8 protein-coding genes are annotated in these 15,347 nt (G+C 42.3%); 7 read left to right on the top strand and 1 reads right to left on the bottom strand.

The window, feature by feature from the left end:
* The first annotated feature begins 29 nt into the window (after positions 1 to 29).
* Positions 30 to 461, top strand: coding sequence for an L-rhamnose mutarotase (locus tag GVK91_RS07925; RefSeq protein WP_153847124.1), 432 nt, complete (start codon positions 30 to 32; stop codon positions 459 to 461).
* Here the strand turns inward: GVK91_RS07925 and GVK91_RS07920 are convergent.
* Positions 448 to 1,329, bottom strand: a complete 882-nt coding sequence (locus GVK91_RS07920) for an AraC family transcriptional regulator (protein WP_153847123.1) — start codon at positions 1,327 to 1,329, stop codon at positions 448 to 450. The two genes, GVK91_RS07925 and GVK91_RS07920, sit on opposite strands and share 14 nt — an antisense overlap.
* A gap of 349 nt (positions 1,330 to 1,678) precedes the next feature.
* On the opposite strand from GVK91_RS07920, the gene GVK91_RS07915 reads away from it, so the two are divergent.
* The 6 genes from GVK91_RS07915 to GVK91_RS07890 are packed head-to-tail and all read left to right on the top strand — an operon-like array spanning position 1,679 to position 15,301.
* Positions 1,679 to 3,907, top strand: coding sequence for a hypothetical protein (locus GVK91_RS07915; RefSeq protein WP_153847122.1), 2,229 nt, complete (start codon positions 1,679 to 1,681; stop codon positions 3,905 to 3,907).
* A 54-nt stretch (positions 3,908 to 3,961) separates the two neighbouring features.
* Positions 3,962 to 6,241 (top strand): hypothetical protein, encoded by a 2,280-nt coding sequence (locus tag GVK91_RS07910; protein WP_153847121.1) that lies wholly within the window; start codon positions 3,962 to 3,964, stop codon positions 6,239 to 6,241.
* A 60-nt stretch (positions 6,242 to 6,301) separates the two neighbouring features.
* Positions 6,302 to 8,230, top strand: a complete 1,929-nt coding sequence (locus GVK91_RS07905) for a right-handed parallel beta-helix repeat-containing protein (RefSeq protein ID WP_159727790.1) — start codon at positions 6,302 to 6,304, stop codon at positions 8,228 to 8,230.
* Positions 8,223 to 10,634 (top strand): family 20 glycosylhydrolase, encoded by a 2,412-nt coding sequence (locus GVK91_RS07900; protein ID WP_159727788.1) that lies wholly within the window; start codon positions 8,223 to 8,225, stop codon positions 10,632 to 10,634. Before GVK91_RS07905 ends, GVK91_RS07900 begins: the two co-directional genes overlap by 8 nt.
* An 11-nt stretch (positions 10,635 to 10,645) precedes the next feature.
* Positions 10,646 to 12,961: a GH92 family glycosyl hydrolase gene (locus GVK91_RS07895; RefSeq protein ID WP_159727786.1), complete on the top strand. Its 2,316-nt coding sequence runs from the start codon at positions 10,646 to 10,648 to the stop codon at positions 12,959 to 12,961.
* Positions 12,962 to 13,009: 48 nt separating this feature from the next.
* Positions 13,010 to 15,301 carry a glycoside hydrolase N-terminal domain-containing protein gene (locus GVK91_RS07890; RefSeq protein ID WP_153847117.1) on the top strand — a complete coding sequence of 764 codons (2,292 nt, stop codon included), beginning with the start codon at positions 13,010 to 13,012 and terminating at the stop codon, positions 15,299 to 15,301.
* Positions 15,302 to 15,347: the final 46 nt, after the last annotated feature.

The following is a 15,347-nucleotide window of genomic DNA, read 5'->3' as shown; positions in this document are numbered from 1 at the left end:
ATTTAGTGAAAAATTAAACGAAAATAAAGATGAAATTGCTTGTTCGCCTGCTAATATTATGTAGTTCGGTGCTATTTGTGATGTGTAAAGGGGAGAAAGCACCCTCCCATTTACCAGATTATGAAGAGCATGTATTTGTGGTCAGTATTGTAGACAATCCAGAAAAATTAAAAGAATACTTAGCCTATCACGATCGGGTATGGCCTGAGGTTGAGGCTGGGTTTAAAAAAGCAGGTTATCAGCAGATTGCGTTGTATCGGTTTGATAAATTAATTGTCATGACGGTTAGGGTTCCGGCAGGAGCCGATCTCGGTAAAATGGGAAAAGAAGCTGAGGCTTACAGTCCAAAATGTGCAGAATGGAATGCACGTATGAATACCTACCAACAAGGTGTGAGTGGAACGGTAGCAGGACAAAAATGGGCAGAAACGAAGCTTTTTTATGAATTTAAACACAAATAGCTTCAGGTGTCCGATACTGCTTTAGAAAGTCCCGGGGCGAACTGCCTTTTACGTCTTTAAAATGCTTATTGAAATTGGAAATGTTATTGTAACCGCTTTTGAAACAGGTTTCTGTAATATTGTATTTTCCTTCCATCAATAATTTGGCTGCATGCCCAATACGGATTTCCTTGATAAAATCTACCAAGGTTCTATTGGTCTGCATTTTGAAGAACCGGCAGAAGGCAGATGAAGACATGGGAACAATAGAAGCGACATCCTGTAATGTAATATCCTCCCTAAAATGTTTAAATATGTAATCGAAAACTCGGTTGATCCGATTAGCATCTGTGGAATTTTCAATGATATTGAAGGATGGTGAAGATAAAGTCTTATAAGAGCTTGACAAGGCTAATTTATCCAATAGTTGTAGCATCAATACCGCGCGGGACAGTCCTGAGGCGACCAACATATCATCGAGAATATCTTTCGCCTGCCTAACTATAGGCCCAGAAAATAGCACTCCTTTTGCAGCATTAATAAACAATTGATTCAGAAGAATTGCTTCTGGTTTGGTCAGCAGATCCTTCCCTAGAAAATCAGGATAAAAGTGAACTATGGAGGCTTTAGCCGATCTATCCTTATCGATTGTATTGTAATATTGCCAGCAATGCGGAAGATAGCTTCCTAACAATACCAGTTCGTCACCTTCAAAATCCTCAATGTGATCGCCTATAAACCGTTTTCCCATACAGTTTTCCAGTAAGACAATCTCAAAGTTGAGATGCGACTTTAAAGAAGTGTATTTTTTGATCTCCAGTTCTTCACTGCGAACCGTAAAAGATTGATCCGGCGGGAAAGTAAAGTTTTCATAAATATGCTGCATCATAGGACAATATTTGTTAAAAAGTCAATGTATTTTAGCAACCGGTTGCATAAGTTAGTTAAAGATAAGAAAAAAAATATGAAAGTGTAAAATTTGAAAATCTTGCTTGTAAAATATTTAATGCAAAAAAACATTACAATAGAGCAAATTATTGGTGGTTATCCCTATTTATTATATTGAAATTTATTCCTGCTATCAATTATGACGAATAGAGATGCATAATAATCAAGTTCGCCTTAGTGGATGTGGGAACCGACAGAGTGTAATTTAGTGTTAAAGTGGTAAAAGTTGGGCCGTGTATACGGTCCAACTCTTCTGTTAAGATTGAAAGAAAAGTAAAAATAATATACGGATGAAAAAAATAGTAGGAAGTTTTCTACTCTGTGCGTTAGCGCTAAATAGTTTTTCGCAAGACTGGCTCCCTCAAAAGCGGAATAAAAATGTGCTGTTCAGATTGCTGGATTGCCAATATGAAGGAGCAAAATTGGTAAATAGTTCTACAATAGGAGGGCGTTCGGATAATTGGGATGTCAAGCAGGAGATTTTGCAAAAGAAAGGAACGAATGAGGTGACCTACCGATTTACCTTTAAGGCGAAAAGAGCGATGAAGGATGCAGGGGTAGCTGTCGCTTTTGATGCTTATGACTGGTCGAGTGATAATTTTGTGATGATTCCCGCGGTTGTTTATAATGGCAATCGCCAACGGATTGTCAACCGGGAATATGCGACTGGTCTCGACAAAACAGATTATTATAGAAAAGATTTGGCGCTAACCTCCAATCCCATCCCACAGCTTTCACCAGAATTTGGTGCAAAATCACAATTGGAAGTGAATATCAGTAATACAAGTACCCCTTTGATGGCCTACTTGGACAGAAAACAGCATAAGGGTGTATTCCTGTTTACCGATCAGGGAATTACCTGGAAAAATGAGGTGAAAGACCACGCATTGATTGTTGAAGAAAGTGAGGATCGAAGTGTCGCTAGTTTTGTTGTCAGTGCGCCAGGTGTACGGTCGCGTAAACCTGAATTTATCGGTTTTAGTGAAAGCCCTGATCGGGGAATATCAGTTGCCCAAGGTGATGAATTGCAGATTCGCGTTACACGATTAGAATTTCAGTCCACAGATGTACCGTATTTGTATACTCGATTTATGCAAGAGCGAAAACTGCATGTCAAGGAAACTGCTCCCCGAAATCTGATGCCAATGAGTGAGGTTTTTACGCGTATGGCAAAAAATATTGATGAACGCTATTATGCAAAAGACGGTGTTGGATTTTACTGCCCTGAGAATGCAGATTGGATGTCCTACGGCTGGGTGGGTGGATTGATCAATACTTATCCTATGTTAGCTTTAGGGGATACAGCACATTTCAATCGTGTAAGCCATACATTTAATTTTGCTTTGCCACAGGGCCGCGGAGCAAGCGGATACTATTATGATGTGCTTGGCGCAGACGGTCAGGTTATCTACCGGGACGGGGCAAAATTAAATCCGGGTATCGGCTTAACACGTAAAAATGCCGATGTGCTTTATTGGATGGTCAAGCAGTTTATGCTCTTGAAAAAGCAGGGGAAATCTTCGCTCATTACCAAAACATGGGAAAATGAAGTCAAACAACTTGCCGATGCCTTTGTGAAAACCTGGCAAGAAGAGGGGACATGGGGCAATTACTTAGCGATCGAATCGGGTAAAATCGCCGCCTATAATACAACAGGTGGCGCAATGGCCGTTGCTGGGTTAACCTTGGCAGCTCCTTATTTTCATAACGATCAGTACCTCGTCGTAGCAAAAGATGCTGCGAAAAAATATTACGACAATTTTGCGTTGGTTGGTTTCACATCCGGTGCTTGTGGGGATATTCTCCAAAATGCCGATTCGGAAACTGCGATAGCATTGACGACTTCACTAATGACGCTTTTTGAACAAACTGGCAAACGCGAATACTTGGATCAGGCCAAAAACCTAGCGAATTATACCGCGTCCTGGACAGTATCTTTTCCTTATCAGCTACCTGAAAATACTGCTTTGGCAAAATTGGGTGCTAATCTTACAGGGGCGGTTTGGGCGAGTACACAAAACAAACATGGTGCCCCAGGGTTTTGTACGCAATCTGGCGACGTACTGTTTAAGCTTTTCCGTGAAACTGGAACGAGCTTATATGCCGATTTGATACGTGATGTAATCCATGCACATGCCGAAGGCATACAACCCAATGGTAAGATCACCGAACGTTTGACCTATTGTGATGCCGATAGCAGGGGATCACGTGGCGATGGCGGTAAAACAGGCTGGAACGAAACAAATGGTGCTTTAATGGCACTTGAAATACCGGGCCTTTATGTTCGTAAGGATAAGGCAACAGCCTATGCCTTTGACCATATCCTAGTTAAAACTGTCAAGAAAACTAGCCAGGGACTCTCTTTAACACTTCATAATCCAACGGCTTATGATGCAAATGTTAGCATATTGGCTGAGGATGCGGCTGAAGCTGCTCGACCGTTGGGAGAAAATGCCTTTTTGGATTGGAATAAAAAGGTCAATATTAAAGCTGGAGATACAGTTGTAGTTACGCTTTAGTGCATGTGCTAAGGATAAATTGCTAAGGATATATTTTGTTAAAATCTAAAACGAATGAAACTTTTGAAAACGAATTTGCTATTTCTTGGATTGACAGCTTTGTCAACAATGGGCTATAGTCAAACAACATTAAAAACCAATTATTTCAAAATCGTGATTGACCAGAAAGGTTATATCACGAGTATGCAGAATATTACAAAGAAATCGAATAGGGAGTTTAGTCCGGCAGATAAGCCGTCCCCGCTAATGGTCTTATATAATGCGAAGAAGCGGGTATATACATATCCAGAGCAGGCAAGTTATTCGGCAAAAGACAACATCATGACCTTGCGTTATGGAAACGGTTCGACGGCCCGAATAAGTATAGTGCCGCAGGCTAAGTATTTTAAAATGAAATTACTTTCATTGACCAATTCAACCGATATCGAAGCTATACAATGGGGCTCCTATCATACCAATATTACCAATTTACTGGGCGAGATTATTGGCGTGAGCAGGGATACGAGTAAAGCAGCCAATTACGCGATTGGCATGTTGGCGCTCAATGACAATACATTGGGCGGAACAGCAGATATTCAAGGCGATGCAGCACCGTTTCAGTATATTATCCACTCGCCGGATGCAGCGCGTTTTCCATTACCAAATCACTTGCATGAAGGCCAAATATTTTCTTTAGGAGGTGACGGTATCAGCGATGTCGCCTTTTATGCGCACAAAGAACCTTATTATCGGATCATGTACGGGAATGCGGCTGAGGTGGATAAAAATGGACGAATATCCATTTCCTACCAATCGCGGGATCGCAGGCAAGAACGCGAAGTGTACTACTCCCTCATTCCGAATATGCCGTCCAATAAACCTAATCATCTGCTGGTGCAGCCTATTCCGGGGGTGGATTACATCGGGTCTGCTATCGCTTTTTGGGGCAGCCCGGATAGCACAGCCCTGATGGACGTGGTTCAGGATATTGTCCTTAAAGAAGGCTTGCCACATCCGACAGTCAATGGAAAGTGGATTAAGGATCCTGCAGCTTTTGTACCGGATATATTGACAGAGGGCGGGCAGTATGATAATATGATTGCCTATGCAGACCGACTTGGATTTAAGGCCATTAGTTTATATGATCAGGCCTTCTTACGTCCGGACCGTGGAAACGCAGGTTATATTGACGGCAAGAACTTTGAACGTAAGCCTTTAAAATTTGCAAACGGAAATGCCTATTCCCATAAAGAGTATGCACAGATGGCGGCCAAACATAATATTGTTATTGGTCGGACGCCAATTACAAATGCATTGGCCCCGGGTACCAAAGATGCCAGTCCGGTGCCGAGCGATAGCATCTGGTATCAACAAAAACGTCCTTTAGCTAAGGCAATCAGTGCTACAGATACATTGATCTATGTGGATGACCCGACGCATCTGGAGGAAATTGGCAGTTGGGAAGGGCATGTTAAAAGCCTGAATATGATTAAAATCGGGAAAGAGCTTATCCATTATTTGGGCGTAAGCGATACCAAACCTTATCGTTTACTCAATGTGAAACGGGGCTATTGGGATTCCAAGGCTACAGCGCATGCCGCCTTAGATACACTGTATAAGTTGCAGGTAACGATCAACTACGGTTATGATGGATTGATCCCCAATATTCAGTTGCAAGATAAAATAGCCGAATATTATGCAGACGTCAGCGCAATCAATGGCTTAGGCTATTATGATTTTGATGGACAGGAATTCTTATTTAATAATGGTCATGGCTACTATTCGGCGAAACGTTTTTTTCGTAAAATGTTTGAACGTGCGAAACAACATGGATTGGCAGATATTCGTTTTACAGGGGCTACTTTATCCGAAGGATCATGGCATTATCAAAGTATATGGAACGTAGGTGGCGGTAAAAACTTATATGATGCAGAGACGCGGGAATGGGGAAGTGCGACAAGTCAAGGAAAAGATTTACGTGATGTCTCCTACGCTAATTTTTTCCCTGTCGGAATGGGCGGGAATTTCCCGATTACCGAAAAGTCTACTGTAGAGGAATATGAGCATATTCAGGCCATGTCCGTGGGTACGGGATCAACTTATAGTTTAAAACTGAATCAGAAACAGGTAGAAAGTTGTCCACAGAAAGATGCTATTTTCCAAGCGATCCGCACCTGGGAAAATGCCCGGAGGGCAAATGCTTTCCCGCGCTGGGTGAAAGAGTATCTGGTGGATCCAACGCAGAGTTTTAGATTAGAAGAACTCGATAAAGATCACTGGAATCTTTATCGTATCAATAGGGATGGTTCGGGTAAGAAACTATTAACAAAATTGACAAGAGCAAAAGGATATTAAAAAAAACTATATCCGGCCCATTCAGGCCGGATTAGTTTTTATAGCATTAAACTGATGAAAATGAAAATTACTTTTTTCTTAACCTGTATTTTCTTTTTGGGATTTGGAGCCTCGTCGGCGCAGGTAAAATCGGAACCTCGGGAATACCATGTTGCGATTACTGGAAGTGACGCGCAGGGTGGCACTCCTACAAAACCACTCCGTACTATAATGGCTGCGGCCAGGTTTGCAATGCCGGGTGATATTATTACGGTTCACGAAGGGGTATACCGCGAAAGTATCGTTCCACCACGTGGTGGTCTTTCGGCAAAACAACCGATTACCTACCGTGCTGCAAAAGGTGAAAAAGTGGTTATTAAAGGCTCGGAAGAAGTGAAGGGCTGGAAGCTAATCGGTGACGATATTTGGCAGCTCGAATTGCCAAATTCATTCTTTGGTACATTCAATCCCTATCAGGAAGAAATCCGCGGGGACTGGTTTTGGCCGACACCGAAAGAAAGGAAATATCACCGCGGGGCAGTTTATCTTCATGGTCATTGGCTGATGGAAGCTTCTTCCAAAGAACAGCTCTTGGACATTCATTCGCCAAAAGGGGAATGGTGGGCTTCGGTTGATGGGGGAAAAACGGCTATCTGGGCCCGGTTTCCACAGGTTGATCCGAATCAGGAACAGGTAGAAATCAATGTTCGACCTCGAGTCTTCTATCCGGATCGCCCTTTTGTCAACTACATCACCGTGGATGGTTTTGTGATGGAACAGGCCGCGACTAACTGGGCACCACCCACTGCCGAACAGGAAGGACTTATCGGTACACATTGGAGTAAGGGCTGGCGTATAGTCAACAATACCATACAATATTCGAAATGTGTTGGAATTGCCCTAGGCAAATATGGTGATGCCTATGATAATAAAGATACGGAGTCCGCTGAAGGGTATGTCGGCACAATAAAAAGAGCGCTGGCTTTTGGTTGGAACAAAGACAGTGTCGGCAGTCATTATGTGGGAAATAACAAGATAGCCTATTGCGAACAGGCCGGTATTGTGGGTAGTATGGGCTGTTCATTCAGCACGGTAGAGCACAATACAATACATGATATCCATATCGAGCGCCTTTTTACTGGTGCTGAAATGGCTGGAATAAAATTTCATGGTGGAGTGGATGTCAGCATTCGAAATAATCGGATTTATCGGACGAATATGGCAATTTGGTTGGACTGGATGGCGCAAGGCGCTCAGATTATGAACAACCTGTTTTATCAAAATGATCTCGATATATTTTTGGAAGTAACGCATGGGCCTGCGTTGGTTGCCAATAACATTATGCTTTCCCCGAAAAATCTGTCAATGAATGCGCAAGGAGCGGCTTTCGCTCATAATCTTTTTGCCGGAAAAATCGAAGTTATTGCATACGATAGCCGATTGACTCCTTACCTAAAACCGCACGCTACACAACTTGTGGCAATAAAAGATAATCCGGCAGGGGATGTGCAGTTTGTCAATAATATTTTTACAAAAGGATCTGATATCAGTGATTATTATAAAGCGTATCTTCCAGTGTTGTTGGATGCTAACGTCTATACTAAGGGTAGTATTGGTGTGTCAACTGCCAAAGTAAATGCACGAATGGGGGAAATACATGCCAACGCCGAGCAGCAGATGAAGTCGTATGTGAGCAAACTTGCAGTAGAACATAATGCGTTGATCGATACGAATGAGGCTGTTCTTGTCAATTTAGTGGAAAAACAAGGTAAGGTCTATTTGGACTTTCCGTTTCAAGCAAAATGGTTGCAACAGAAGAGAGATTTGGTGACTTCAAGATCATTAAGTCCAACGGTAATATCCGAGTTGCCATTTGAGGATCGAAATGGGCGGCCTTTGCAGATTGACCGGGACTACTTCGGTAAAGCTCGAAAAAAATCCAATCCGTCTCCAGGTCCATTTGAATATACAGGGAAGAAGGAAGAAAAAATAACATTGATTTATGAATAGAAACCGAATAATACAATTAAAATCTTACGGGATGCTGTTGAGCATCCTTTTTTGCGTTTTGTCTGGATATGGTCAAGAACAACTGGACAGTACGACAGTCGCAAAATTGAATCCTGCGTTCTTGCATGTCAATGGCAACAAACCAAAGATTGGCATTCCTGAGATCGAAGGTTATAAAGTTAACTTAATCGGTTCAGATAACAAGGTAATAATCGATCTAAAAGGAAACATTTCGTCGCCTTTGGTTGATAAGAAAGTAAATTTATTATTCAAGGTTACAAGACTGTCTGATACTGCTTATGCCGAAATACCGGTGAAAGATATTTACGTCAAAGGACGGTATCAAGGAACCGGTGTGGGTGAGGTACCATTTGTAATTCCGTCCCTCCGGGAGTGGCATGGAGAAGTAGGATATTATGCTTTAAACAAAGGGACAGCGATTGTTGTATCGGCTAAAGATAAGGAGGCTGAGCAGGTGGCCGAATTGCTGAAGGACGATATCCGTAAGATGTTTGGACTTCACTTGATCGTTAAGGCAGGAACGCCTAAAAAAGGAGATATTTTTATAACGGCTTCCGGAGCAGAAGAATTGGGTGAAGAAGGCTATTCGCTTCATATTGATGATGTCTTTACGATCAAGGCCAGGCATTATAAAGGAAAGGTATTTGCGACGAGAACCTTACTTCAATTGTTGGATCGTGACCGAGCAGCTTTGCGTATTCCAAAAGGCGATTCAAGGGATTATCCGGCGTATGAGGTTCGGGGATTTGTTATCGATGTAGCCAGAAAGTTTTTTACGATTGATTTCTTGAATGACTATGTTGAGATTCTGTCCTATTATAAATTATCAGACTTCCATATTCATTTGACAGATAACGGTTTTCATAAGTTCTTTAACTTTGATTGGGACAGTACTTATGCGGCGTTTCGTTTAGAAAATGAGCGTTATCCCAATCTAACTTCCAGGGATGGACATTATAGCAAATCTGAGTTTATAGACCTCCAAAAGAAAGCATTACGATACGGGGTTACTATTATCCCCGAGATCGATGTGCCAGCGCATTCCTTGGCGATCTCACATGCGATTCCCGAAGTCGGAAGCAAGAAATTTGGTATGGATCATTTAGATCTAGACAATCCAAAGACCTATGAAGTTGTTAAGAATATCTTCGACGAATATACAAAAGGGGATCATCCCGTTTTTCTTGGGGAGGAAGTGCATGTAGGGACGGATGAGTATGATAAGAAAGAGGCCGAGCCCTTTCGCAAGTTTACCGATTTTGTGTTTAAGACTGTTCAGGACAATGGAAAAAAAGTACGGGCTTGGGGGGCGTTGACCCATGCGCAGGGGAAAACGCCTGTGCGCGTGAAAGATGTTACCTTAAATATGTGGTATAATGGTTATGCCGACCCATTAGAAATGAAAAAGTTGGGGTATTCTCAGATTAGTACGCCAGATGGTTTTCTCTATATTGTGCCTGCAGCAGGCTACTACTATGACTATTTAAATACCGATTATCTGTATAATAATTGGAGTCCGAGAAATATCGGAAGTGTGACTTTTGAGAAAGGAGATCCCATCCTTAGGGGCGGAAGTTTTGCAGTATGGAATGATGTTGTCGGAAATGGTGTATCACAGAAAGATGTGCACAACCGCGTGTTTCCAGGTATACAGGTTCTCGCCGAAAAAATGTGGACCGCAGAAGACCAGCACCTTAGTCTTTATAGCTTTAACGAGAAACGCCGGGATGTTCGGGAAGCACCGGGACTAAATCTAAGGGGACATTTTAAAACAGCCTCACCGTTATTTGGCTACTTTGATTTTGAGTCCCAAGCCGACAATAAAATCACGAATGAGTGGAAAAGGGCGGAAGGTACAACGATTGACTATGCCGCGGGGGTGAAGGGCAAAGGATTGCATTTTAGTACGCCGGCCAGCACGCTTAAAATGCCGATAGATGAGATCGGCGAACACTACACGGTATCGTTTTGGATCAAGCCTGAAAAAGAGTTGAACGGAAACCTTTTTGTATCTAAAAACGCAACGATATCCGCCAATGAACAAGGATTGGGATTTGATCGAGATGGGTATCATTATGACTTCGACTGTAAGTTGCCCGTAGGCGAATGGTCCTTTGTTGCTGTTGTTGCTGATGCCGTGGGTACGCAGTTTTTTCGCAATGGCGAACTGGTTAAAGATATGAAACCCTTTGATGTTGTGAAGCCTTATAAGGATAAAAATGACAAAGAGGTAAAATTTAAGAAAATACAGACTTTAGTATTTCCGCTGGCCGAAATCAAACTTGGACAAGCCGTACTCGATGAACTCAAAATATATAACGAAAAGTTATCAGCACAGGAAATTAGAAGCGAATATAAAATAGTGAAAGGAGAAGGAAAATGAATCTTTTTTTTATGATAAACCGTATTCAATTTAGTATCATTTTATTTTTTGTAGTTTTCAATTGCTATTCTCAGTCCAGGTATGTTAATCCGTTTATCGGTGCGGTTACCAGTGGTGAAAAAGCCGAAACGGGAGGACACGGTTTCGGTAAAACTTTTCCGGGGGCAGCAACTCCATTTGGCTTAACACAGGTTAGCCCCAACACAATCACTGGTGGAGATAATGGTTCTGGATATAACTACGAGCATACCTCCATCGAAGGCTTTGCCTTTACACAAATGAGTGGGATAGGCTGGTACGGTGATCTAGGTAATTTTTTAATCATGCCGACCACAGGGGAGCTGAAAACCTCGGCCGGCAGTGCCGAACATCCGGAAAAAGGCTACCGCTCTCGTTTTTCCAAAAAAGATGAGAAAGCAAGTGCCGGTTATTATGAAGTGGTGCTTTCAGATTATAATATAAAAGCTGAAATGACCGCTACGCCGCATAGCGGTATGCTTAGGTTTACTTTTCCCAAACATAAAAAGTCGCGGATTCAGATCGACTTAGCGCGGCGAGTAGGTGGTACATCTACGGAACAATATGTGAAAGTGGTGGACAACCATACCATCCAAGGATGGATGAAGTGCACGCCCGAAGGTGGAGGTTGGGGAAATGGTGATGGGAAGGCAAATTATACGGTCTATTTTTATGCCCAATTTAGTAAGCCTTTTACCGATACGGGGGTATGGAGTTGTGCCCTTCCAGAGGGGCAAAAACGGAAATTGGAAGATGTTACAAGTGCCAGTTATCAACAGATGGTTTCCAAATCTGTCGTCACAAAAAATATCGGCATTAAGGAAGGTAAACATTTGGGGTTTTATACCGAATTCCCTACACAAGCAAATGAGCAGGTCTTAATGAAAGCTGGAATTTCATTTGTCAGTATGGAGGGAGCCAAAAATAACCTTGAAACAGAAATCAAAGATTGGAACTTTAACAATGTATTGGAGCAGACGCAGAAACGATGGGATGATGCATTAGGGAAAATCGAGGTTCACGGTGGGACAGAAGACGAGAAAACTGTTTTTTACACGGCTTTGTATCATTCGATGATCGATCCGCGAGATTTCTCGGATGTAGATGGAAAATACGTTGGCGGTGACGGACATATTCACCAAACGAAAGATTTTACCAAGCGAACAGTATTTAGCGGCTGGGATGTTTTTCGAAGTCAGTTTCCTTTGCAAACGATTATTAATCCGACTATCGTAAATGATATGATCAATTCTTTGGTGACATTGGCCGAAGAAAGTAAACAGGATTATTTAGAACGTTGGGAATTTTTGAACGCGTATAGTGGCTGTATGATCGGAAACCCTGCCGTATCAGTTATTACGGACGCCTATATGAAAGGGATATCCAACTTTGATATAGAAAAAGCTTATAAATATGCGCGACAAACGGTTGAAAAATTTGGAAATGGAGAAAATGGAACTACAGGGGAAATTTCGACGACATTGGAATATGCTTATACAGAATGGTGCCTGTCTCAATTAGCGAAACGATTAAATAAAACGGCTGATGTGGATTTATATGCTCATCGTGCGCAAAGCTATAGAAATCTCTTTGATCCGACAGTTGGTTGGTTTCGACCGAAAGAACAGGATGGTACATGGAGTAAATGGCCGGAGACGGGGCGCTTAACTCAAAATTACGGCTGTGTGGAGAGCAACCCTTATCAGCAAGGATGGTTTGTCCCTCATGATGTGGATGGACTTGCAGGCCTTTTGGGTGGTAAGCAAAAAACCATCGCGGATCTCAACAGTTTTTTTGAACTCGCTCCGCAAGATATGATGTGGAATAATTATTATAACCATGCCAATGAACCGGTACACCATGCACCCTTTTTGTTTAATCGTTTAGGAGCGCCATGGCTCACGCAAAAATGGACGCGTGAAATTTGTTCACGTGCCTATCATAATTCAGTTTATGGTCTGATAGGTAATGAAGATGTGGGGCAGATGTCAGCATGGTATGTATTGGCGGCATCTGGATTACACCCTATTTGTCCGGGTGACACACGCTATGAGATTACAAGTCCTGTGTTTGATACGATCACCTTTAAACTTGATCCCAAATATTATCCTGGGGCACAGTTTGTAATCAAAACAGAAAATAACTCGCCTGAAAATCGCTACATCCAAAAAGCTGAACTTAATGGCGTCCCTTATAATAACTGTTTTATAGATCACAATGAAATTATGCGAGGAGGAACCTTGGTATTGTTTATGGGGAAAGAACCGAATGAACAGTGGGGGCTCAGTAAAATTGTTGAAAGCAAATAAATACTAGGGATTCGTTAGCCTAAGTCGTCTTTTAAATAAAGCATTATCATGAAATTGCCAAATCTTAAGCTCGTTTTTTTTACCTGTTTTCTTGGCTTTTGCTCCTTTGGGCAAAGTCTGGCTCAACGAAGTCCGATACCGTCAGGTATGTTGGATAGGAGCAAAGCTGTTGTATCACAATATGTAGCCAAATTCGATCGTCCTGCAACACGGATACCATCCCAAGTAGCCGTGGATGCCCCTTTGTTGGGTAATGGCAGTACAGGAGTAGCAATTGCGGGTACACCTGATAGGCAGACCTATTACCTGGCGAGAAATGATTTTTGGCGGTTAAAATCTGGATTTAACGAGTCTTATCCTGCCGTATTAGGTAAAGTAGAAGTGGCTATTCCAATGTTAAAGAAGGCTAGTTATCAGGTTGATGTGGATCTTTATACAGCAATTGCAACCTCAACCTTTCAGGCAGGAGATACGCTGCTGGAGATCAGATCATTTGTTTCCGAGAAAGATGACTGCTTGATTTTACAATTTCAAAACAAAGGCAAAAAACAAATCAATGGGCAGATTAATCTGCTACTCCCTGCCGAAGACCAATTTAAAAATAATCCACCAGCGGAATCACTGTTCCCAGCTGTCACGCAGCAGGGGACGAGAGGAAATGGAACAATATTCATCAGTAGAGGCTTTGAGGAGCTGGTAGATATTCCGACAAAGGCTGCTGTTGCTGGAAAAATAATCACACAGCAGCAACCTGATTTCAACTTACATGCAGGCGAGTCACTAACTTATGTATGTGCCTTATCTTCCAATTTTAAAAGTAAGAATTGTGTGGAAAAGGTGCTTAAGACCGTGGATGGTTTAGATCTGAAAAATGTAAAACTGCTCGAACGCGAACATAAAAAGTGGTGGGCAGATTTTTGGTCGGAGTCTTATGTTGAAATTCCTGATAAAGTGATCGAAAAACAATATTACCTTTCTCACTATGTGATGGGATCCTGTAGTCGCGATCCGCAATTTGCCCCACCCATTTTTGGAACATGGATTACGCGGGAGATTCCCAATTGGAATGGTGATTATCATTTGAATTATAACTATATGGCGCCTTACTATGGGCTTTATTCTTCCAATCATCTTGCTGCAGCAGGTTCGTATGAGCAACCTTTGCTCGACTTTATGGAACGGGGTAAGTTCTATTCGAAAGAAATAACAGGGATTTCAGAGGGATTGCTATATCCAGTGGGAATAGGCCCGAAAGGGATGGAAACAACCCGTCAAAATGCAATCATGGAAAGCGTATTTGGTGGATATATCCAAGGTGGACAGGTGGAGCATAAAGGTTTGTTCTTTGGTCAGAAAAGCAATGTGTCCTATGGTGTCACCAATATGGCTACAGCGTTTTATACGACTTATGATCGCAATTATGCACGGAAAATATACCCTTATGTGCGTGGTGCAGCTGTGTTTTGGACCAACTATGTCAAGAAAGATGAAAATGGTCGTTATGTGATTTTTAACGATGCCATTCACGAAGGGACGGTCGGGGATAGTAATCCAATTCTAAGTCTTGGACTGGTAAGGCAGACATTGCAGCTGGCTGCCGATTTGAGTGCCTATTTGGATGTGGACCGTCAGTTGGCGGCGAATTGGACACAGGTAAAGGCGAATCTCGCTACTTTTCCGGTTCAGGAAAAAGAGGGGCAATCAGTCTTCCGTTATACCGAAAAGGGCCCCGCATGGTGGAATGATAATACACTGGGCATACAGCATATTTTCCCGGCTATGCAGATTGATCTGGAAAGTGATCAGCGTTGGATTACTATTTCACGTAACACGATCGAAAAAATGGGACGTTGGACAGATAACAATGGCACCAATAGTTTTTTTCCTGCAGCGGTTCGTGTAGGCTACAGTGCCGATAGTATACTATATCATTTGCATCGATATAGCCAACATACTTATCCCAATGGATTTCAACGGAACAACCCGCATGGTATAGAAAATTGTAGTACTGTACCGACAACCATTAATCAGATGTTGTGTGGTGTCCATCAGCAGGTGCTAAAATTATTTCCTGTATGGCCCAAACAACAGAATGGGCAATTTGGCAACCTACGTGTGGACGGCGCCTTCCTCGTGTCATCAAAACTCGACAATGGGGCTGTTACTTATGTAGAGATCTTAAGTGAGCAAGGACGAAATTTGATGCTTGACAATCCTTGGCCCGGACATAAAATTTCCTGGCGCAAAAATGGAAAAATAATGCAGCCTTTTGAGGGCGATCGCCTGCGTATAGCAACGAAAAAAGGAGATCGTATTTACTTGCAAGTTGCTGTCCAGTAAGCAGTGGTGAACTGTTGCTGTTTGAGAAATTAGAAAGGTATACCTG

This window comes from Sphingobacterium sp. 18053 (assembly GCF_902706145.1).
Lineage (GTDB): Bacteria > Bacteroidota > Bacteroidia > Sphingobacteriales > Sphingobacteriaceae > Sphingobacterium > Sphingobacterium paramultivorum.
The sequence above is the reverse complement of the archived record's forward strand: the minus strand, read 5'-3'. Positions and strand labels throughout refer to the sequence as shown.

Coding starts and splice junctions, on each gene's coding strand:
- GVK91_RS07915 (WP_153847122.1), top strand. CDS start 1,679: ATGAAAAAAATAGTAGGAAGTTTTCTACTCTGTGCGTTAGCGCTAAAT.
- GVK91_RS07900 (WP_159727788.1), top strand. CDS start 8,223: ATGAATAGAAACCGAATAATACAATTAAAATCTTACGGGATGCTGTTG.
- GVK91_RS07925 (WP_153847124.1), top strand. CDS start 30: ATGAAATTGCTTGTTCGCCTGCTAATATTATGTAGTTCGGTGCTATTT.
- GVK91_RS07890 (WP_153847117.1), top strand. CDS start 13,010: ATGAAATTGCCAAATCTTAAGCTCGTTTTTTTTACCTGTTTTCTTGGC.
- GVK91_RS07920 (WP_153847123.1), bottom strand. CDS start 1,329: ATGATGCAGCATATTTATGAAAACTTTACTTTCCCGCCGGATCAATCT.
- GVK91_RS07910 (WP_153847121.1), top strand. CDS start 3,962: ATGAAACTTTTGAAAACGAATTTGCTATTTCTTGGATTGACAGCTTTG.
- GVK91_RS07905 (WP_159727790.1), top strand. CDS start 6,302: ATGAAAATTACTTTTTTCTTAACCTGTATTTTCTTTTTGGGATTTGGA.
- GVK91_RS07895 (WP_159727786.1), top strand. CDS start 10,646: ATGATAAACCGTATTCAATTTAGTATCATTTTATTTTTTGTAGTTTTC.